The sequence below is a fragment of the Streptomyces sp. NPDC037271 genome, from assembly GCF_055603605.1.
This window is the reverse complement of the sequence record NZ_JBVJVN010000003.1, coordinates 217,781-232,161: the sequence shown is the minus strand read 5'-3', so window position 1 is coordinate 232,161 and position 14,381 is coordinate 217,781. Positions and strand designations below refer to the sequence as shown.

11 protein-coding genes are annotated in these 14,381 nt (G+C 72.7%); 1 reads left to right on the top strand and 10 read right to left on the bottom strand.

What is annotated here, in order from left to right:
- Positions 1-59: 59 nt before the first annotated feature.
- The 7 genes from ACZ7G3_RS08800 to xylB all read right to left on the bottom strand — a co-directional run bounded on the left by ACZ7G3_RS08800 (position 60) and on the right by xylB (position 8,122).
- Entirely contained in the window at positions 60-326 is a 267-nt protein-coding gene (locus ACZ7G3_RS08800; RefSeq protein ID WP_470924542.1) for a transketolase C-terminal domain-containing protein, read from the bottom strand.
- On the bottom strand, positions 212-709 hold the full coding sequence (locus tag ACZ7G3_RS08795) for a histidine phosphatase family protein (protein ID WP_470924556.1): 498 nt from the start codon (positions 707-709) through the stop codon (positions 212-214). The genes ACZ7G3_RS08800 and ACZ7G3_RS08795 overlap by 115 nt, the downstream gene beginning before the upstream one ends.
- Before the next feature lie 148 nt (positions 710-857).
- The gene (gene exaC / locus ACZ7G3_RS08790; RefSeq protein ID WP_470924290.1) at positions 858-2,381 is read right to left on the bottom strand and encodes an acetaldehyde dehydrogenase ExaC; all 1,524 of its coding nucleotides are present in this window, start codon (positions 2,379-2,381) and stop codon (positions 858-860) included.
- Positions 2,382-2,531: 150 nt separating this feature from the next.
- Positions 2,532-3,794: a GAF domain-containing protein gene (locus ACZ7G3_RS08785; RefSeq protein WP_470924288.1), complete on the bottom strand. Its 1,263-nt coding sequence runs from the start codon at positions 3,792-3,794 to the stop codon at positions 2,532-2,534.
- A gap of 119 nt (positions 3,795-3,913) precedes the next feature.
- A complete protein-coding gene (locus ACZ7G3_RS08780) occupies positions 3,914-4,519 on the bottom strand; it encodes an N-acetylmuramoyl-L-alanine amidase (RefSeq protein ID WP_470924286.1) in 606 nt (201 codons plus the stop codon).
- A gap of 462 nt (positions 4,520-4,981) precedes the next feature.
- Positions 4,982-6,190 (bottom strand): ROK family protein, encoded by a 1,209-nt coding sequence (locus ACZ7G3_RS08775; RefSeq protein ID WP_470924284.1) that lies wholly within the window; start codon positions 6,188-6,190, stop codon positions 4,982-4,984.
- Between the two features lie 486 nt (positions 6,191-6,676).
- Positions 6,677-8,122: a xylulokinase gene (gene xylB, locus ACZ7G3_RS08770; RefSeq protein ID WP_470924282.1), complete on the bottom strand. Its 1,446-nt coding sequence runs from the start codon at positions 8,120-8,122 to the stop codon at positions 6,677-6,679.
- 225 nt (positions 8,123-8,347) lie between these two features.
- Between xylB and xylA the strand changes: the two genes are divergently transcribed.
- Entirely contained in the window at positions 8,348-9,511 is a 1,164-nt protein-coding gene (gene xylA, locus ACZ7G3_RS08765) for a xylose isomerase (RefSeq protein ID WP_426598880.1), read from the top strand.
- A gap of 260 nt (positions 9,512-9,771) precedes the next feature.
- Here xylA and ACZ7G3_RS08760 read toward each other — a convergent pair whose 3' ends face one another.
- The 3 genes from ACZ7G3_RS08760 to ACZ7G3_RS08750 form a co-directional block, all read right to left on the bottom strand.
- Positions 9,772-9,906, bottom strand: coding sequence for a hypothetical protein (locus tag ACZ7G3_RS08760; protein ID WP_470924280.1), 135 nt, complete (start codon positions 9,904-9,906; stop codon positions 9,772-9,774).
- Between the two features lie 278 nt (positions 9,907-10,184).
- A complete protein-coding gene (locus tag ACZ7G3_RS08755) occupies positions 10,185-11,453 on the bottom strand; it encodes an SWIM zinc finger family protein (RefSeq protein WP_470924278.1) in 1,269 nt (422 codons plus the stop codon).
- On the bottom strand, positions 11,450-14,368 hold the full coding sequence (locus tag ACZ7G3_RS08750) for a DEAD/DEAH box helicase (protein ID WP_470924276.1): 2,919 nt from the start codon (positions 14,366-14,368) through the stop codon (positions 11,450-11,452). The genes ACZ7G3_RS08755 and ACZ7G3_RS08750 overlap by 4 nt, the downstream gene beginning before the upstream one ends.
- Between the last annotated feature and the right edge of the window lie 13 nt (positions 14,369-14,381).

The following is a 14,381-nucleotide window of genomic DNA, read 5'->3' as shown; positions in this document are numbered from 1 at the left end:
GTCGCAGAATGCGGTGAGCGCCGCCGTGTCCAGGGCTCCGGCCAGCGCGACGACATAGATCATCTCCGTCTCGAACAGCCCCGTGCACCCTGGCTGAGAAAGCCGCGGGGGAGCCCCAGGGCGTGCACCGGCGCGGGCACCCGGGCGTCGCACGCCTGGGCCAGCGCCGCGCCCACCCCTCCGGTGCGCACCCCGTCCTCGACGGAGAGCGTCAGGCGGTGCCGGGCGGCCAGATGGACCAGGACGGGACTGACCGGCAGCACCCAGCGCGGGTCGACGACCGTGACCCCGACGCCCTCGTCGGCCAGCAGCTCCGCCGCGCCCAACGCGGTGCCCGCGAGCACCCCGGCGCCGACGAGCAGGACGTCCAGCGGCCGGGCGGCATCGTCAAGTCGTGCTCGGGTGACGGGTGACGGGTGACGGGTGACGGGTGACGGGTGTCGCCGAGGCGGGCGAGCTGACGGTTGTGGAAGAAGTCGTCCTCGCGGAGGTGGGTGACGCTGCCGGACGGGGCGCGGAGGTTGACGTAGCCGAGCGCCTCGATGGGGAGGCGGGACCGGGCCGCCACCACGAAGGTCAGGGCGAAACCGTGCGTGACGACGATCTGGTGCTCGGTGCCGAGGCGCAGGACGTCGTCCACAGCGGCATAGATCCGTTCCGCGGACGCCGTCCTGGTCTCCGCGCCCTCGATGCCCTCGTGGTGGTACATCCGGTTGCCCGTCGCCGGGGGCGGCAGGAAACGCCTCTCCAGCGAGCCGGTGTCCCCATGCCGGGCAGCACCATCCCCCGGAGCCTGTTGCTCCTTCACTTCAGGGGAACCGCGGCCGACACGGGCCGGCCCGCGGTCGGCATGAGCGCTAGAAGAACCCGAGCTTCCGAGGGCTGTAGGAACAAAGGATGTTCTTCGTCTGCTGGTAGTGCTCCAGCATCATCTTGTGGTTCTCCCGGCCGATCCCCGACTGCTTGTAGCCGCCGAAGGCGGCGTGCGCCGGATACTGGTGATAGCAGTTGGTCCAGACACGCCCCGCCTGGAGGGCGCGGCCCGCGCGGTAGGCGGTGTTCATGTCGCGGGTCCACACCCCGGCGCCGAGGCCGTACAGGGTGTCGTTGGCGGTCCTGATCGCGTCGTCGAAGTCGTTGAACGGTGTGACCGAAACGACCGGGCCGAAGATCTCCTCCTGGAAGATCCGCATGCGGTTGTGGCCCTCGAAGATCGTGGGCTGCACGTAGTAGCCGCCCTTCAACTCGCCGTCGTGCTCGACGCGTTCGCCACCGGTGAGTACCTTGGCGCCCTCCTGCCGGCCGATGTCCAGGTAGGAGAGGATCTTCTCCAGCTGGTCCTTGGACGCCTGCGCGCCGATCATCGTGTCGGTGTCCAGGGGATGCCCCGGCTCGATCAGCTCGGTGCGGGCGACGGCCGCCTCCATGAACTCGGCGTAGGCGCCACGCTGGACCAGGGCGCGGGACGGGCAGGTGCACACCTCGCCCTGGTTGAGCGCGAACATCGTGAAGCCCTCGAGCGCCTTGTCGCGGAAGTCGTCGTCCCGCGCCCAGACATCTTCGAAGAAGATGTTCGGTGACTTGCCACCCAGTTCCAGCGTGACCGGCTTGATGTTCTCCGAGGCGTACTGCATGATCAGCCGCCCCGTGGTGGTCTCCCCGGTGAACGCCACCTTCGCCACCCGCGGGCTGGCCGCGAGCGGTTTGCCCGCCTCCGCGCCGAAGCCGTTGACGATGTTCAGGACGCCGGGCGGCAGCAGGTCCGCGACCAGGCTCAGCCAGTAGTGGATCGACGCCGGGGTCTGCTCGGCGGGCTTCAGGACCACGGCGTTGCCGGCGGCGAGGGCGGGGGCCAGCTTCCAGGTCGCCATCAGGATCGGGAAGTTCCAGGGGATGATCTGCGCGACCACACCCAGCGGCTCGTGGAAGTGGTACGCCACGGTGTCGTCGTCGAGCTCGCCGAGCGAACCCTCCTGCGCGCGGATCGCGCCCGCGAAGTAGCGGAAGTGGTCGATGGCGAGCGGGATGTCGGCCGCCAGTGTCTCGCGCACCGGCTTGCCGTTCTCCCAGGTCTCGGCGACCGCCAGGCGCTCCAGGTTCGCCTCCATACGATCGGCGATCTTCAGCAGGATGCCGGAACGCTCCGTCACCGACGTGCGGCCCCAGCCCGGAGCGGCCTCGTGAGCGGCGTCGAGCGCCCGCTCCACGTCCTCCGCCGTACCGCGCGCGACCTCCGTGAACGGCCGGCCGTTCACCGGTGACGGGTTCTCGAAGTACTGCCCGCGCGCCGGCCGCACGTACTCGCCGCCGATGAAGTGGTCGTAGCGCGACTGATAGGAGACGATCGCGCCCTCGGTGCCGGGCGCCGCGTAACGGGTCATCCTGTCTGCCTCCCTCGTCCAGCGCTGCCCGCCGTTGGACAGCTCTGCGCGCGAGGCTAGGCAGCGGGACGTTGCAGGGACGTTGCGTGCGCGGCGGTCACCGACCGGAGGCGGGGACCGTGCCCGCGACCGTCGGCTGCCGGCCGGCGGTCACCACGCGTGAGGCGCCGCCGACAGTTCGGACTCCAGTGCGGCGAGCCGGGACCGGACCGCCGGCGTGGGCCGGACCGCGGCCAGCGCGCGCCACGCGTCGAGATCGTCTTCGCCCCACGGTGCGTGCGCCCAGTCGGCCAGCAGGTCGGGATCGCGGCAGGCGATCAGCGCGGCGCGCAGACCGTCGGCGAGCCGGTGCCTGAGCCGCACCACCGCCGGAGCCTGCGACCCGGGCAGCAGCGGGCCGGCGTACGCCGCCACGGCACCCGTGACCGCACCGGCACGCAGGCGACGTTCGACGACGGTGGCGTCGGTCTCGAAGGGCAGCGCGAGCCGGTACGGCCGGGACGCCAGCCGGCCGGGCCCCAGGATCCCGCGCAGCCGGGCCAGTTCGGCACGGAGGGTCACCGGCGGCACCGACTCGTCCTCGTACAGCGCGCACAGCAGTTCGTCGCCGGTCAGGCCCTCCGGGTGGTGGGCCAGCAGCACGACGATCTCGCTGTGCCGCCGGCTCAGCCGTATTCTGTGACCCTCCGCGCTCAGCAGGGCCTCGTCACGGCCCAGCGCGGTCAGCTCGGCCGCCTCGGCCGGGGACTGTTCCGGGGTGAGCAGTGCCAACTGCGACTCGGCGGCACGCGCGACCGCCTGGACGAAGCCCAGACTGTGAGGGTGCGCCAGATCGTCCCCGCCTGTGATGTCCACTGCGCCGAGTACCCGCCCGGTGCGGGGGTCGTGCACCGGAGCCGCCGCGCACGTCCACGGCTGGACCCGCCGTATGAAGTGCTCCGCCGAGAAGACCTGGACCGGCCGTCCGACGGCCACCGCCGTGCCCGGCGCGTTCGTCCCGACCGCGGACTCCGCCCACCGGGCACCCGGCACGAAGTTCATCCGTCCGGCCCGGCGGCGGGTGGCCGGATGCCCTTCGACCCACAGCAGCCTGCCGTGCGCGTCGCACACCGCGAGCAGGTGATCGCCGTCGGCGGCGAACGTGCCCAGGAGTTCACGGATCAGCGGCATCACCCGCGCCAGCGGATGCTCGGCTCGGAAGGCACCGAGGTCACCGTCCGTGAGCTCCACGCTCGCGGTGCCGTCCGGGCCGACACCTGCCCGGACCGACCGCCGCCACGACTCCGCCACCACGGCACGCACGGGCCGCGGCACCGTCCCTGCCTCGGTGAACGTCGCATGTGCGCGCCGCAGTGTGCGCGCGCGTTCGACGGGATCGGCCCCCGATTCCAGAGCCAGCCATGAATCAGGCAACTCGGCCTCCCCGGGCGGTGATGCTGACGGTGACGCGCTGCGGACATCGTCACTCCGCGGAAACGCGCCGACAACCTCTTGGACCAGCCGGATCACCCCGGACGCGGGCCCGCCGGCGGTCAGGCGAAGTTGACCAGTCTGATGTAGCGGGTCCAGTCCCACAGGGGCCCCGGGTCGGTGTGGTCGCTGCCGGGTACCTCATGATGCGCGATGATGTGCGCGCGGTCCTTGGGGATGCCGTACGCGGTACAGATCGCCGCGGTGAGCCGGGCCGACTGCTCGTACAGGGCGTTGGTGAAGTATTCGGGCCGGTCCACCCACCCTTCATGTTCGATTCCGATGCTGCGGGTGTTGTAGTCCCAGTTCCCCGCGTGCCAGGCGATGTCCGCCTCACGCACACACTGCGCCACGTGCCCGTCGGAGGACCGGACCACGTAGTGCGCGGACACCTGCTTCTGCGGATTGCGGAAGATGGAGAGGGTGTCGGCGTACGTTTCCTGTGTGACGTGGATGACCACGTGGTCGACGGGGTAGGCCGAGGGGCGGCTCGACCGGGTGTAGTTGGACGTACTCGCCGGCTGCCACTCGGCGGAGGGGTAGTCGACGGCCCGGGGCCGAGCGGCGGCCCGTGTGGAGGAGAGCAGGGCTTGGGGGACGGCGGCGAGCGCGGCGCCCGCCAGGAGCCGTCGCCTGGTCGGAACCGGTGCTGTCCTTTTCCTTTCCATGGGGGACTGCCTTTCGTCGGTGGGCCTCGAGCCCTGTGGGGGTGCAGGGTGCTCCGCTGCATGACGTTGCAGGGAAGGAGAACGCGACGCGGACGTTCGCCGCCCTCCTGGCGAGGGACATCCGCGCGAATCACCGTACGGGCAGCGGGGGTTGCGCAGAAGGGCGCCGCGCCGTTCCGTGGACGGCCGCCGCCTTGTGGACACCGCGCTCACTCGATCGAGTGGCCTGGGTGTGAAGCGGGGCTGTTCGGGCGCCCACGGTCGAGGCCGGTTTGGTTCCGTCACCGCCGCCGGTGATGGTTCGGGGCCGGGATCGGGTTTGCCTCGCTGCGGTCATGGCGGCGGGTTCGGGTTTGTCTCGCGGCGGTCATTGGTTCGGGGCGTTGCCTCGCGGCGGTGATCGGTTCCAGGCTCGGTTCGTAGCCGTAGCCGTAGCCGTAGCCGTAGCCGTAGCCGGTCCGGTCAGGCCCGCTCCGCCACCACCGCCGGGTCGTCCAGGACAGCGCGCACAACCGAGTGTGCGGCGCCGAGCAGCGGTCCCTGAGGGCCGAGCTCCGACACGGAGACCGGGCAGGCCGGTCCCGCCGTGCGCCGGGCCAGTTCGTCCCGCAGCGACGGCAGCAGCCAGGGTGCGAGTCCGGCCAGCGCGCCGCCCAGCACCACGCTCTCGGGGTCGAGCAGGTTGACCGCCCCGGTCAGCGCGATGCCGAGCGCCGTGCCCGCGTCGCGCAGGGCACGTCGTACGGCCTCGTCGCCCTCGGCGGCACGCCCCGCGAGCAGCCCGACGCGGTCCGCGCCCGGCTCCACGCCCGCCGCACGCAGTACCGCCTTCTCACCGGCGTACTGCTCCAGGCACCCGCGCCCGCCACAGGGGCACTCCGGCCCGTCGGGGCTGACCGGCATGTGCCCGAGCTCGCCGGCGAATCCCCGGGTACCGCGCAGCAGCCGTCCGTCGACGACCACGGCCGCACCGATGCCGATCTCGGCCGAAACGTGCAGGAAGTCCCGTGGGGTGCCTTCGCCGAGCCACAGTTCGGCCAGCGCGCCGAAGTTGGCCTCGTTGTTCACGGTCAGCGGCAGGTCCGCGGGCAGCAGTGCGCCCAGATCCGCGTCGTGCCAGTCCAGGTTCGGCGCGCGTACGACGGTACGGGCGTCCCGCGCCACGAGACCGGGCACGGCGACCGCGAGCCCGGCCGGCCACAGCCCCTCGGCCTCCGTCTCCGAGACGACCTGTCGCACCAGGCCGGTGAGCTGCTCGATCACCGGCTCCAGCGAGCGGCCCCGATTGCTGCCGTACCGCACGACTCGCGACCGCACCTGGCCACGCAGGTCGACCGCGCAGACCGCGAGGTGGTCGACGCCGACCTCCGCCCCGATGCCGGCCGGGCCCTTCGCGCTGACAGCGAGCGCCGACCCGGGACGCCCCACCCGGCCGGGACGCTCGGGGCCGAGTTCTTCCAGCAGGCCCGAGCGGATGAGCTCGTCCACGAGTGTGGACACCGCGGCACGCGTCAGCCCGATCCGTGAGGCCACGGCCGCCCGGGACAGCGGGCCCTCGGCGCTGACGGTGTGCATCACCCGGGCGAGGTTGCGACGGCGCATCCCCTGCTGGGTGTCCGGCAGCGCGCGCCCGGGGCGGGCCGGGTGTGCTTCGTGTGGCGGTGCGGTCATGCCTCCGTCAGCCCCTGGTCTGTCATCGGTCTGTCATCGGTCGGTCGGTCGTCGGTCGGTCATCGGCCTGTTCCCCGGTCGGTCCCATCCTCGGCCATGTACCGCCTGGGCGCGGGCCCGCCGGACGTACGTCGTCTCCGACAGCGCCCGGCGGTCGCCGAGGGCACTGCCGGAGGACAGCCGGGAACGTCCACGGGCGACGCCCCCCTGGGCGGCCTGGCCCAGGACGCTCTGCGACGACGAGCGTCGGGTCGCGCGGGCCCTCCGGCTGCCCGCTTGGCTGTCCTCCGTCGGCGCGTGCCGGGCGCGTTCCCACGGTGGACGTCTCCGTCGCCGGTGAACGTGATCGCGGCCCGGGCACACCCTCCGAGAGTGTGCGCAGGCCGCCCGTCACGTCGGCATGCCCGGCGACGCCCCGCGCCCGGTGCCCCGCGGGAGCAGCCCGTGACGGTGCCCGTCGATGGCGTCGCCCGCGTGAACGCGTCCTCAGCGGGAGTCCGCGTTCCGTTCCAGCAGCGGTGCCGCGTCGGAGAGTACCCCGCTGATCCTGGTCAGTGTCGCCTCGTCCCGTTCCACGGCGTCGAGTACCGGCCCGGCAGCCGTGTTCCAGCGCCGGGCGACCGCCGCCGCGTCCTCGCCGGTCAGCAGGCCGGCCGCCTGCGCCGCGGCGCCGAGGGCGACCAGTTCCCTGGCCTCGGGGATCTGGACCGGACGCCCCGACAGCCGTCGTACGGTCTGCTGCCAGGCAGTCCCGCGTGCGCCGCCGCCGATCAGCAGCAGTGGCGTGGACGGGTCCGCGTCGGCGTCGAGGACCAGGTCGAGTGCGCCGAGCAGCGAGTGGACGGCGCCGTCGTACGCCGCCTGGAGCAGCTGGCCGGCGGTGGTGTCGTGGCGCAGGCCGTGCAGGAGGCCGGAGGAGTGCGGCAGGTTCGGCGTGCGTTCGCCGTCCAGGTAGGGCAGGAGCGTGATGTCGGTGCCGGGCTCGACGGCTTCCCGGTCCAGGCCCAGCAGGGCCGCGACGCGGTCGACGGCGAGTGTGCAGTTGAGAGTGCAGGCCAGCGGCAGCCAGTCGCCGCGGGCGTCGGCGAAGCCCGCCACGGTGCCGGTCGGGTCGGCGGGGCGTCGCTCCGAAACGGCGTACACGGTGCCGGACGTTCCGAGGCTCATCACCGGTACGCCGGGACGCAGCCCGAGTCCCAGCGCGGCTGCCGCGTTGTCGCCGGTCCCGGCGGCGACCAGGGTGCCCCTGGAGAACGGCAGGTCGTGGCCGTCGCGCACGGTGCCGGCCACCTCCCCGGGCCGGACCACTCGGGGCAGCAGTGCCGGATCGAGCCCCACGCGCGCGAGGATCTCCTCGTCGTACGCCTCGGTGCCGGACGCCCACCATCCGGTGCCGGACGCGTCGCCGCGATCGGTGGTGCCCTCACCGGTGAGGCGCTCGGTGAGGTAGTCGTGGGGGAGGCGTACGGCCTTCGCCGAGCGCGCGGCCTCCGGCTCGTGCTCAGCCAGCCAAGCCCACTTGGTCACCGTGAACGAGACGCTGGGCACGCTGCCCGTGCGCTCCGCCCAGAACTTGGGGCCGCCCAGTTCCTCGATGAGACGACGGGCCTGCGGGGCGGAGCGCACGTCGTTCCACAACAGGGCCGGACGCACCGGGTCGCCGTGGACGTCCAGCGTGACGAGTCCGTGCTGCTGCCCGCCGATCGACACCGCGGCGGCCTCACGCGCGGCGTCACCGCACTGGTGCAGGGCCTCGCGCAGCGCGTCCCACCACTGACGCGGATCGCTCTCGCGCCCGGCTCCGGTGGACACGACGTGGGGGGCCTGGCCGCTTGCGACGACCCGGCCGGTGGCCGCGTCGACGACCAGCGCCTTGGTGGACTGGGTGGACGTGTCCACGCCGACGACGAGCGGACCCTCGGCTGCTGACATCGGACTTCTCCCTCTTCCGCGGCTCTGCGGGGATCTGACTGGACTTGCCTGGACGGGGACCTGCACTGAGCAGGGGTTTCGCGGTTCCTCGGTCCTCGTGACTCGGACGTCACTCCTTCGGGGACGCCTTGTCTCTTCCCAGGACCGTGTGTGCATACTAATTTGTAAAGCGCCATGACGAAATAGTCGGCGGCAAGTGATCGGCAGCGAGCGAGGAGCCACGGAATGAACTATCAGCCCACTCCCGAGGACAGGTTCACGTTCGGTTTGTGGACGGTCGGTTGGCAGGGTCGGGACCCCTTCGGTGACGCCACCCGCCGGGCGCTGGACCCGGCGGAGTCGGTGCGGCGCCTGGCCGAGCTGGGCGCCTACGGGGTCACGTTCCACGACGACGACCTGATCCCGTTCGGGTCGAGCGACACCGAGCGCGAGGAGCACGTCAAGCGGTTCCGGCAGGCGTTGGACGCGACGGGCATGAAGGTGCCGATGGCGACGACGAACCTGTTCACGCATCCGGTGTTCAAGGACGGCGCGTTCACCGCGAACGACCGGGACGTGCGCCGGTACGCCCTGCGCAAGACGATCCGCAACATCGATCTCGCGGTGGAGCTCGGCGCGAGCGTCTATGTCGCCTGGGGCGGCCGGGAGGGCGCGGAGTCCGGCGCGGCCAAGGACGTGCGGGACGCGCTGGACCGTATGAAGGAGGCCTTCGACCTGCTCGGCGAGTACGTCACCGAGCAGGGCTACGACCTGAAGTTCGCGATCGAGCCCAAGCCGAACGAGCCGCGCGGTGACATCCTGCTGCCGACGGTGGGCCATGCGCTGGCGTTCATCGAGCGGCTGGAGCGGCCGGAGCTGTACGGCGTGAACCCGGAGGTCGGCCACGAGCAGATGGCGGGGCTGAACTTCCCCCACGGGATCGCGCAGGCGCTGTGGGCGGGCAAGCTGTTCCACATCGACCTCAACGGCCAGTCGGGTATCAAGTACGACCAGGACCTCCGGTTCGGCGCGGGCGACCTGCGATCCGCGTTCTGGCTCGTGGACCTGCTGGAGAGGGCCGGATACGCGGGGCCGCGGCACTTCGACTTCAAGCCGCCGCGGACCGAGGACCTCGACGGGGTGTGGGCGTCGGCCGCGGGCTGCATGCGCAACTACCTGATCCTCAAGGACCGGGCTGCCGCCTTCCGCGCGGACCCGCAGGTGCAGGAGGCCCTCGCCGCGGCTCGGCTGGACGAACTGGCCCGCCCGACCGCGGAGGACGGTCTCGCGGCGCTGCTGGCCGACCCGACCGCCTTCGACACGTTCGACGTGGACGCGGCCGCTGCCCGCGGCATGGCCTTCGAACACCTCGACCAGCTCGCCATGGACCACCTCCTCGGCGCCCGCTGAGCGGTCCGGCCGCTGTGCGAAGGCTCCGGCCCCTTCCGGTTCACGGACGCTGTTGATGAATCCCGTCGCATGACGCCGAGCGGAGCGGCGGTCCCCGGCGACGCGCCGCGTGCGCGCTGTCTCGCCGGGGCACTCGCTCCGACCGAGGCCCCAGGGCAGGTGCCCGGCGGCCGTCGTACGGATTCGCCCACAGCGCACGATTCACGGACGGGGCCGGAGCCCGTCCGGCTGTGAGAACCCGTGCGCAGCCGCACGATCGGTCACCGGGTCTCGTTGCTGCCGCTGCCGCTGCCGCTGCCGCTGCCGCTGCCGCTGCCGCTGCCGCTGCCGCTGCCGGTCAGGCGGGCCGGTGCGGCGTGGCAGTCCGAGTCGTTCGTCGTCCTGAAGCCGCGCATCCACGGGGGGCAGTCATCCCGGGCAGTTCACGGAAGCTGCCGGGCGCCGTTCGGCACCTCTCCGCGCCCCCGCTCCGCATGCGTGCCAAGGTCGGCAGGGCCCGGTATCCGCGCTCGTCGCAGCTGATGCTCCTCGCCCGGCCCCTGCCCCAGCCCCGGCACCTTGTCGCCGATGCCGGGACGGTCCTGCGCCGGCCCTCGTCCCGGGCAACGGTGTGTTCCTCGCCCGGTCGCGGTACCCGCGTCGGCCGGGGCCGCCCCGACGTCGGGGCCGGGTATCAGGACTCGTCCCCGGCGGCGAGTACCGCCGTGGCCAGCGCCGTCGCCGGGTCCTGAGTGGCGCCGCCCACGGGGATCCAGTGGCCGCGCTCCTTGCGGTAGGGCCACCAGCGGCCGTCGGGGTCCAGGCGGAGTTGGTGCGGCGCGCCGACGACGGTCCACCGGTTCGCCCGCGCCCGCAACGACGGCCGCTCGTCCTCGTCCCAGGCCGATTCCAGTGCCGCACGCGCGCGTGCGAGCGTGTCGCCCGTAACCGTCCACTCCTCCTCGAGCACGGACAGAGCGGCTCCGCCGCCGAGCCGCCACGCGTGTACGGCGACGGCCAGTGCCTCCTGGCCGCGCCCCGAGCCGTCGCCGAGGCGGTGCAGCACCTCCGCCCCGGGGTCGCCCGCGGCCAGGCGTACCGCGTCCTGCGAACAGGTCGCTTCCTCGCCCACCGCGAGCCGACCGTGCCCGCTGTGCAGGGCCTCGGCGAGCAGACGGTGGCCCTCCGCCGCGGTCCGGGAGGCCAGGAAGGCCAGGGCGGCCGGGTCGACGCCCGGGGGCGGCGCGCTCTCGGTGTCCAGGGACGGTGGTACACCCGGACCCTCCCGGAGGTCGGGCGGGACAGGCAGCGGAGGCAGTACGTGCCCCGCCGCGTACGCCTCCGCGGCGTCCACGCCCTCAGGGCGCGAGGCGGCGTCCTCTGAGGGTGTGTCGCCGCGCGTCTGAAGGGCGTCGAGTACGGCCCGCTCCGCGCGTCCCCGCATCAGCAGCAGGACGAAGGGGTCCTGGTCCAGCAGCCGGGCAACCTGGTAGCAGAGAGCCGCCGTGTGCCCGCAGTGGTCCCAGGCGCCGCAGTCGCACTCCGGTTCCAGGTCGCCCAGTCCCGGCAGCAGGTCGATCCCAGCGTTCGCGGCGTCCTCCACCAGGTGCGGCGGCATGTCGCGGTCCAGCAACGCCGCGACGTGCCCGGACCGCTCGATCGCCATGTCGACGAAGTGGTCCCACTGGGCGTCGGACAGCTTCTCCAGCAGGACGTCGGCCCGGTGCGCCGTGCGGTCCCGGTCCTGGACGACCGCGGTGATGCGTCCCGGACGTACCGACACCGCGCCGACCGCTCCCGCGCGCGCGAGCCGGCGGCCCGTCTTCACCTGTGCCGTGTCCAGAGCCGCGTCCTCCAGTGCCTTCAGCCAGGCCAGACCCCACCAGGTCTGCGCGAAGCCCCGTCCGTGTGCGGGCGGCAGTGCGGCGAACGTCCGTTCCGTGTCATCGTCGTACCGGGTCATCGCATACCCCCTCGCAGCTCGACCAGGTCGGCCAGCTCCGCGTCCGTCAGCTCCGTGAGCGCCGCCTCACCCGTTCCCAGCACCGCGTCGGCGAGTTCCCGCTTCCGGTTCAGCAGGGCGGCGATGCGGTCCTCTACGGTTCCCTCGGCGACCAGCCGGTGCACCTGCACGGGGCGGGTCTGGCCGATGCGGTAGGCGCGGTCGGTGGCCTGCGCCTCGACGGCCGGATTCCACCAGCGGTCGTAGTGCACGACGTGCTCCGCGCGCGTGAGGTTCAGTCCGGTGCCCGCGGCCTTCAACGACAGCAGGAAGACCGGGACCTCGCCGTCCTGGAACCGCCGCACCAGCGTCTCCCGACCCGTGACGGACGTGCCGCCGTGCAGGAACAGCGAGGCCACGCCGCGGGCGGCCAGGTGCTGTTCGAGGAGACGTGCCATCTGCACGTACTGCGTGAAGACCAGCACACTCGCCTCCTCGGCGAGGATGGTGTCGAGTAGTTCGTCCAGCAGTTCCAGCTTCCCCGAGCGGCCCGTGATCCTCGGCTGTTCCTCCTTGAGGAACTGTGCCGGGTGGTTGCAGATCTGCTTGAGACCCGTCAGCAGTTTCACGATCATGCCGCGACGCGCCATGCTGTCGGCTCCGGCGATCTCCGCGAGCGCCTCGCGCACCACCGCCTCGTACAGCCCCGTCTGTTCCGCGGTCAGCGACACCGGGTGGTCCGTCTCGGTCTTCGGCGGCAGCTCCGGGGCGATTCCGGGATCCGACTTGCGGCGCCGCAGCAGGAACGGCCGTACGAGCCGCGCCAGCCGTTCCGCCGCCACCGGGTCCTGGCCGCCCTCGACGGCCTGTGCGTAGTGCCTGCGGAAGGTGCCGAGCCGGCCCAGCAGCCCCGGGGTGGCCCAGTCGAGGATGGCCCACAGTTCGGAGAGGTTGTTCTCCACCGGGGTGCCGGTGAGCGCCACGCGCGCGCGTGCGCCGATGGAGCGCAGTTGCCGCGCGGTCTCCGAGTACGGGTTCTTCACATGCTGGGCCTCGTCGGCCACGACCATGCCCCACTGCACGGCGGAGAGCCGGTCGGTGTCCAGGCGCATCGTGCCGTAGGTGGTGAGCACGAACTCGCCGTCGGCCAGCCCTTCCAGGTCGCGCCGGGCACCATGGAAGCGGCGTACTGGCGTGCCGGGTGCGAACCGTTCGATCTCGCGCTGCCAGTTGCCCATGAGGGAGGTCGGGCACACCACCAGAGTGGGTCCGGCGGCCGACGCGTCGGTCTGCCGGTGCAGGTGCAGGGCGATCAGCGTGATGGTCTTGCCGAGGCCCATGTCATCGGCGAGACAGCAGCCCAGGCCCAACGACGTCATGCGGGCCAGCCAGTTGAGCCCCCGTCGCTGGTAGTCGCGCAGTGTGGCGTCGAGGGCGGCGGGCTGCTCGACGGCATCCTGGGCCTCGGGGTCGGCGAGCCGCTCCCGCAGGGCCGCCAGCCATCCCGTGGGGCGCACCTCGACACGGTGCCCGTCGACCTCCGTCGAGCCCGTCAGGGCCGCGGAGAGCGCGTCGACCGGCGTGACCTTGTGGTCCTGCCGGGTACGGGCGCGGCGGGCCTCCTCGGGGTCGACGAGCACCCACTGGTCGCGCAGGCGCACCACGGGACGGTTGGCCTCGGCCAGCAGCTCCAGTTCCTCGCGCGTGAGCCGCTGCTCGCCCAGGGCGAAGGACCAGTTGAAGGCCAGCAGCGCGTCGGCGGACAGGAACGACGGGCCGGTGTCCGACGAGGCCGTGCGCGGCGCCGGCTCGTCGTCGGGCGGTCCTACCTCCGCGCGGGCGGTCAGGTCCCGGGCCAGCTCTCTCGGCCAGTGCACGTCGACGCCCGCGCCGGCGAGTGCCTGGGAGCCCCGCCCGAGGAGCTCGGTGACCTCTTCGTCGGCGAGTTCGACGGCGTCCGGCACGGCGGCGGACAGCAGCGGTGCGAGGGCGGGCCAGGCCCGTGCCGCACGGCGGAGTGCGAGCAGCACGTCCATCCGCGCGCGCGTGCCGAACGCATCGCCTACGCCACCCGCCCACACCTCGGCGGTGTCCGCGACGAGCGCGGGGTCGCTCACGCTGTGTACCTGGAGCACGGCCCGGAACGCCGGCCCGGTGTCCTGGGAAGCCGCGGCCGACAGGCCACGCACCTCGACACGCAGCGACAGCCGTACGCCCATGTCGTGTCCCGCGGCGATGTCGGCGGCCCATTCGCTCAGCTCGGGCGTGCGCCGGGGCTCCCGCGAGGCGTAGGCGGGCCCGGCCGTCACGAGTTCGGCGGCGGGGGAGCGGGGGAGTGTGTCGGCCAGGGCGTCCAGGAAAGCACGCACCAGCCGTTCCGGGTCGGGCAGCCGCAGGGGTTCGACATCGTCGACGGGTACCGCGTGGGCCTCGGGCGGCATGGCGGCGGCGAGATGGCGGACCCGCTCGGTCTCCTCCGCCCCCAGCGGGCCCATGCGCCAGGCGTCGTGGTCGGTCGCGGACAGGCCGGGCAGCAGCAGCCCGCGCGCCACCAGGTGCAGTGCCTCGACGGCGACGGCGCCCCAGAACACGGTCGCCCGGTGGCCGTCCGCGCCGGCACGCGCGCGCGTGAGGACCGGCAGGGCCGCCCGCACCGGCAGCAGCACCGCGGGCACACCCACCGCGGCAACGCCGTCACTGTCGGGCAGTACGACCGTCAGGTTTTCCGCGGACCCCGGTGACAGGGCCGCGGGGACCTCGCCGTCGGGCCGCCAGAAGGCGACTCTGCCGGTGCGGGCGGGGTCGCCGGGCAGGAAAACGGCACAGCAGCGGGCGAGTTCGGAGATCTCGGAAAGTGTCGCCGGGAGGGTGGTCTGCGCAGCGATGATGTATTCCTCAAATTTGACTAGCTGGGGACGCGGTCGCCGACTGTACATGATTGCCGAGGCT

Bases quoted from the DNA above. Each gene is read 5' to 3' on its own strand.
- ACZ7G3_RS08780 (WP_470924286.1), bottom strand. From the start codon at position 4,519: ATGGAAAGGAAAAGGACAGCACCGGTTCCGACCAGGCGACGGCTCCTG.
- ACZ7G3_RS08750 (WP_470924276.1), bottom strand. From the start codon at position 14,368: ATGTACAGTCGGCGACCGCGTCCCCAGCTAGTCAAATTTGAGGAATAC.
- ACZ7G3_RS08755 (WP_470924278.1), bottom strand. From the start codon at position 11,453: ATGACCCGGTACGACGATGACACGGAACGGACGTTCGCCGCACTGCCG.
- xylB (WP_470924282.1), bottom strand. From the start codon at position 8,122: ATGTCAGCAGCCGAGGGTCCGCTCGTCGTCGGCGTGGACACGTCCACC.
- xylA (WP_426598880.1), top strand. From the start codon at position 8,348: ATGAACTATCAGCCCACTCCCGAGGACAGGTTCACGTTCGGTTTGTGG.
- ACZ7G3_RS08795 (WP_470924556.1), bottom strand. From the start codon at position 709: ATGTACCACCACGAGGGCATCGAGGGCGCGGAGACCAGGACGGCGTCC.
- ACZ7G3_RS08760 (WP_470924280.1), bottom strand. From the start codon at position 9,906: ATGCGCGGCTTCAGGACGACGAACGACTCGGACTGCCACGCCGCACCG.
- ACZ7G3_RS08775 (WP_470924284.1), bottom strand. From the start codon at position 6,190: ATGACCGCACCGCCACACGAAGCACACCCGGCCCGCCCCGGGCGCGCG.
- exaC (WP_470924290.1), bottom strand. From the start codon at position 2,381: ATGACCCGTTACGCGGCGCCCGGCACCGAGGGCGCGATCGTCTCCTAT.